A 4,680-nucleotide genomic window follows, 5' to 3' on the forward strand; every position below is an offset into this window, starting at 1 on the left:
TCTTATGGATTTGACCAAGCTTTTTATCTTGCAACCCTTATATTTGTTGCCTTGTGGGAGTTTCGGTGGATGGACTAGTTAAATCTAAGTTCAGGAGAGGGGTGCCTTGAGGCCAGATCTGGCTTAGGTCATGGATCTTATAGTATAATACGGTCATCCCGGGCTTGATCCGGGATCTTCTTCCGTTGCCTGAGATCCTGAAACAAGTTCAGGATGACAATAGTATGTTTCTGGGATTCTAGACCAAAGAGGAAGGTTTTTGCCAAATTAAGTGCAGGTTGTTGGTGCTCTAATAATTCATAAAACTAAATATGAATTTATGCTTGCGGGTCTTTATAATCTGATATATATTACCAATCGCAAGAGGCTAAGGGGGTGTAGCTCAGATGGTTAGAGTATCTGCCTGTCACGCAGAGGGTCGCGGGTTCGAGTCCCGTCACTCCCGCCATTGCCTTTTTAAAGATTATTACAGTTGCAGCTTACACGCTCAAAAATATTCCGTTATCTTTCAAGTAACACTTATTGCTTAAATGGTTGCGCACCATCTTCAAGAATATTTAAATAGTTACGATATACGTATATTTTATCACGTTTTTTCCCACTCATTTCTTCTAAAATACCTAAAGACACCATATTATTGAGAGAGCTTCTAGCAGTCGGTGCTGTCATACCTAGCTCGCTAACAAGCAAAGTAGTTGTTACTTGTGGTAATTTCTTTAAATATTCAAGAGTTTGTTCACAAGAAAACCTTGCTCTTCCTAAAGAGGAGATTTTCTTAATATCTTGCTCGAACAGATTGTTGATAAGAAGAGCTGTTTGCATTGCTTGCTTTGAAGAGTTAAATATTCCTTCTAAAAAGAATTCAAGCCATGTTTCCCAGGTACCATGCAATCTCACTTCTTGCAACAAGTCATAATAGACATGCCGATTTTGCTTTAGGTAAAGGCTCAAATATAAAATTGGCTCGTCAAGCATACCACTATTGCAAAGAAGCAACGTAATCAATAATCTACCTAAACGGCCATTACCATCTAAAAAGGGATGAATTGTTTCAAATTGCACATGTGCAAGGCCTGCCTTGATTAAAACGGGTAGGGTATTATCGTGCAAAAAATTTTCGAAATCAGATAAGCATTGATTCAACTGGTCAACTGGAGGAGGAACAAATAAAGCTGTGCCTGGTCTTGTGCCTCCAATCCAATTTTGTGAGCGTCTAAATTCTCCTGGTAGTTTAACTGCGCCATGCTCACCAGATAATAACACGCCATGAATATCGCGAAGCAACCGGAGTGATAGAGGAAAACCTTCTTTTAGGCTTTTTAAGCCATAAGTAATAGCTTTTACATAATTAGATACTTCTTCAACATCATCCAATGAAACTTTTGGTTTCTGATGGTGCTCAAAAAGCATCAAATCTGAAAATGAACTTTGTGTTCCTTCAATCTGACTTGAAAGTAATGCCTCTTTACGAACATACATATAAACAAAAAGCGCGGTATTAGGAATCGACTTATGAACGCTATTCAGCTCAGCCAATGCAATAGCTGCCTTTTCTAAATAAGGATAAAGTCTGGCTAAATCTATAGGGGGTTTGGGTGGTAATTTTGGTGGCACGTAGGCCTTGTAGGACTCTCCAGCAATTTTTTGAGTAATATATGTCCCGATGCGTTGATTCATTGATATTATAGTTATCCACTTTGAATTTATATGCGTTGTTGTTCGTCGCTCTCCTAATTATATATATGCTGGGACTTCTTACACTTAGCTCCTAATCCAAATTGAATGACTATATTTTCTTAACGCTTATCATAAAGAAATAATACCTCGTTATCTTTTCTTAGTCAATCATCAAAAGAAAAGATAGCTGGCAATATTACGACCTGTTTGTTTCATAGGATAACTCTAATAAAATATGGTCAAGCAGTTCACTAATATCAGCACATTGATTGGGGGAACCTTTTGTATCTGATCTTTTTAAGCAATCGAGTAGCGATAGTAAGTTTAATAAGTTCACAGTAATTTGCCAATTTTTCGGCAATACTATGCCATTAGTACTTAACCCAGCGAGGAATCCATTCTGATATTCAGGTGGCATTTTGTGCGCATATCGAAGCATATTAGCGACATCGTGTAGTACTGAGTTCGAAAAAGCGAATTCCCAATCTAACACTGCGCTCACTTTCCATTGGCCACTAATCTGTTTTACAAGAATATTTGCAGGATCAAAATCGGCGTGAACAAGATGTTTTTCATAACTATTAGGAAACAAGCGATTATACTTTTCAAAGTATGCAGTGATCTTTGAAATAGTATCTGAATCTAATGTGGAAATAACATTTGTAGCAAGTAAACATTCTTTTGCAAAAGTTAAAGCGAAATCATCAGGTAATCCATTAATAACATTCAACTCTTTATCAAAAAAGCCTGCTCTTGAAAATTCATGCGCTGTAATTTTCGAAAGAATCGTGCCAACTTCATACATGATTGCGCTAAGATCATGTGGTGCATCACCAAGTAAAAGATCTCGCAGAGATATGCCATGTATGAATTCTGTAATAGCAAAACGATAACTCTCGATCTCTCCGATATAAAGCGTCATAGGCATAGGCACGGTTTTTTTTAATAACGTGGCTAGTTTTTGTTCTCGGTAGGCAGCATCTTTATCACGCAAATAAACACGTAAAATTAACGGGTGCTTTTCATCTTTCAGCAGAATTTTAATGTTGAGGTTAGCGCATCCGCCAGCAATCAATTCATATGAAATGAGTTCTCTGTCGGGATAGGCGAGCCGCACCATTTGCTCCACTATGTCGTGTGGTAATTGATAGGTGATGCTTGTTTTTTCCCAAGCTGCTTTAAACATTACAAACTCCGCTTTAAAAAAATACAACTGGAATTTTGTGTATAACCTGATCTCTCAAAATCAACTACATATCCCAATTTTTCATAGAATGTGTTAGCGCCCTGAAAACTCATCGTGCTAACGGTAGCAATCTGGCACCCTAGTTTGAGACCATAATCATGCACTTGTTTCATAAGCTTCAGGCCCAAACCAGATCCACGATAATCTGGGCGGACCCACAATTGATCTGTATAGATACCGCCAAACACCACAGAACCATTACAACCAGCAATAATCTCGCCTACCTTATTTCGAATAAAAAACGCAAAAGGATAAGCCGAACCAAATTCACTAGTTTCTTGGTTAATTTTTTGAGTAAGAAAATCAATCTCTGAGCTTTGCGGTGTAGACGTAAATTCGATATTCATTTTTTGAGGCCAATGTAAATATCAAGTGTCACATTTTGATGATCATGAGCGCGTTCATCATATACTTCAAAATCAGTAATGTAACCTCGGTCACCACCTATCTCAGAGGAACTCATAGCCCATATTTTTTTCCACATATCTATGCACACTTCTGGCATAGGTCCAGGCCCATTGGTGAATTTTGCATAATTTTGAATAGGTATAGTTAGAGTCCTAAATTCTGTAAGTACGTTTTCAAAAGATTTGACTTCTTCCCCGATAAAAAAGGTATAATCGCCAGTGAAATCACTTTCGTAATTTGTATAGGCGCAGTAAGTGGTTCCTGGCTTTTTACGGTGCAGGATTTTTTCAGCTAAAGTTTCATAAAAGTATTTTTGTACAGTGGCAGCAATTTTATTAATTGATGGATCGCTTTCAAATATGTGATCATTATTAGTCCTACAGCTAATACCCACTAGCTTCATTTCTTGCAGTTGCAATATCGGTTGCATTATTTTTTACTCCATAAAAATTATACCGTTATCTTGGCATAAAAGTAAAATTTGTACAACCACTACTAGGTTGACAACGTAGTTCTAAGCTATTACAACTTGACTGGATAATGGTACTGCGGTAACATGCTCGCAATATATTAAAGTCGCTTTATTACTTAAATCAATCATTAAAATAACAACTATCCGTGATGACAAAAGTTTCTATTATTAAGCTAGATCATGCAAAGGATCTTCCTCTACCACATTATGCAACAGATCAAAGTGCTGGTATGGATCTTTCCGCTGCTATAGATGCGGACTTAATTATTAAGGCCGGCGACGTGCAGATTGTACCAACGGGAATTGCACTCGGGCTACCTCGTGGCACTGAAGCGCAAATAAGGCCACGTTCTGGTCTAGCAGCAAAGAATAGTATTACAGTGCTTAACAGTCCAGGTACAATAGATGCAGACTATCGCGGAGAACTAAAAGTTATACTTATAAATCATGGAAAAAGTGATTTTACCATAACGCGCGGTATGCGCATTGCTCAAATGGTGATTGCTAAATATGAACACGTAATTTTAGAAGAAGTTGACTCATTAGAGGAAACTAACAGAGGAACTAGCGGGTTCGGCTCTACTGGGCATTAATTATATTAATAAGCTAACCTCTTCAAGTAAAAACTACCTAGTCAATATATCCTTTACTGAACCTGACTTATGGAGCTTCTGCTGGTTGCCCAAAATCCCAGATCAAGCCCGGTATGACTATGTTTCTTGCCGGACATAACTAAATCTAATATTTATCTTATCCATAGTTGGTCTCTCCGTCAAAACTCTAAATTTTTGATATAATTTCAAGAATTTCAAAAATAAATCACCGCACATTCATTTTTTGAGCTATTTTTTTGCCAAGAAGGTAAAATTTTGGTGTT

5 protein-coding genes and 1 tRNA gene are annotated in these 4,680 nt (G+C 37.5%); 2 read left to right on the forward strand and 4 right to left on the reverse strand.

From position 1 onward, the window contains the following. The first annotated feature begins 371 nt into the window (after window positions 1-371). Window positions 372-448 (forward strand) — tRNA-Asp (locus Megvenef_RS07525). A 71-nt stretch (window positions 449-519) separates the two neighbouring features. On the opposite strand, the gene Megvenef_RS07530 is transcribed toward Megvenef_RS07525, so the two are convergent. The 4 genes from Megvenef_RS07530 to Megvenef_RS07545 form a co-directional block, all read right to left on the reverse strand. Then, a complete protein-coding gene (locus Megvenef_RS07530) occupies window positions 520-1,677 on the reverse strand; it encodes a Fic family protein (RefSeq protein WP_322777345.1) in 1,158 nt (385 codons plus the stop codon). 196 nt (window positions 1,678-1,873) lie between these two features. Continuing rightward, a complete protein-coding gene (locus tag Megvenef_RS07535) occupies window positions 1,874-2,797 on the reverse strand; it encodes a phosphotransferase family protein (protein ID WP_322777346.1) in 924 nt (307 codons plus the stop codon). A 65-nt stretch (window positions 2,798-2,862) separates the two neighbouring features. Continuing rightward, complete coding sequence (locus tag Megvenef_RS07540) at window positions 2,863-3,270, reverse strand: GNAT family N-acetyltransferase (RefSeq protein ID WP_322777347.1); 408 nt, start codon at window positions 3,268-3,270, stop codon at window positions 2,863-2,865. Then, complete coding sequence (locus Megvenef_RS07545; RefSeq protein WP_322777348.1) at window positions 3,267-3,761, reverse strand: GyrI-like domain-containing protein; 495 nt, start codon at window positions 3,759-3,761, stop codon at window positions 3,267-3,269. The genes Megvenef_RS07540 and Megvenef_RS07545 overlap by 4 nt, the downstream gene beginning before the upstream one ends. A 191-nt stretch (window positions 3,762-3,952) precedes the next feature. Here Megvenef_RS07545 and dut point away from each other — a divergent pair, with 191 nt between their 5' ends. Continuing rightward, on the forward strand, window positions 3,953-4,396 hold the full coding sequence (gene dut, locus Megvenef_RS07550; RefSeq protein ID WP_322777349.1) for a dUTP diphosphatase: 444 nt from the start codon (window positions 3,953-3,955) through the stop codon (window positions 4,394-4,396). The last annotated feature ends 284 nt before the right edge of the window (window positions 4,397-4,680 follow it).

The sequence above is a fragment of the Candidatus Megaera venefica genome, assembly GCF_034554655.1.
In the GTDB taxonomy this organism is placed as follows: Bacteria; Pseudomonadota; Alphaproteobacteria; order Rickettsiales; family Rickettsiaceae; genus Megaera_A; species Megaera_A venefica.

Bases quoted from the DNA above. Each gene is read 5' to 3' on its own strand.
- Megvenef_RS07530 (WP_322777345.1), bottom strand. From the start codon at position 1,677: ATGAATCAACGCATCGGGACATATATTACTCAAAAAATTGCTGGAGAG.
- Megvenef_RS07535 (WP_322777346.1), bottom strand. From the start codon at position 2,797: ATGGTGCGGCTCGCCTATCCCGACAGAGAACTCATTTCATATGAATTG.
- Megvenef_RS07540 (WP_322777347.1), bottom strand. From the start codon at position 3,270: ATGAATATCGAATTTACGTCTACACCGCAAAGCTCAGAGATTGATTTT.
- Megvenef_RS07545 (WP_322777348.1), bottom strand. From the start codon at position 3,761: ATGCAACCGATATTGCAACTGCAAGAAATGAAGCTAGTGGGTATTAGC.
- dut (WP_322777349.1), top strand. From the start codon at position 3,953: ATGACAAAAGTTTCTATTATTAAGCTAGATCATGCAAAGGATCTTCCT.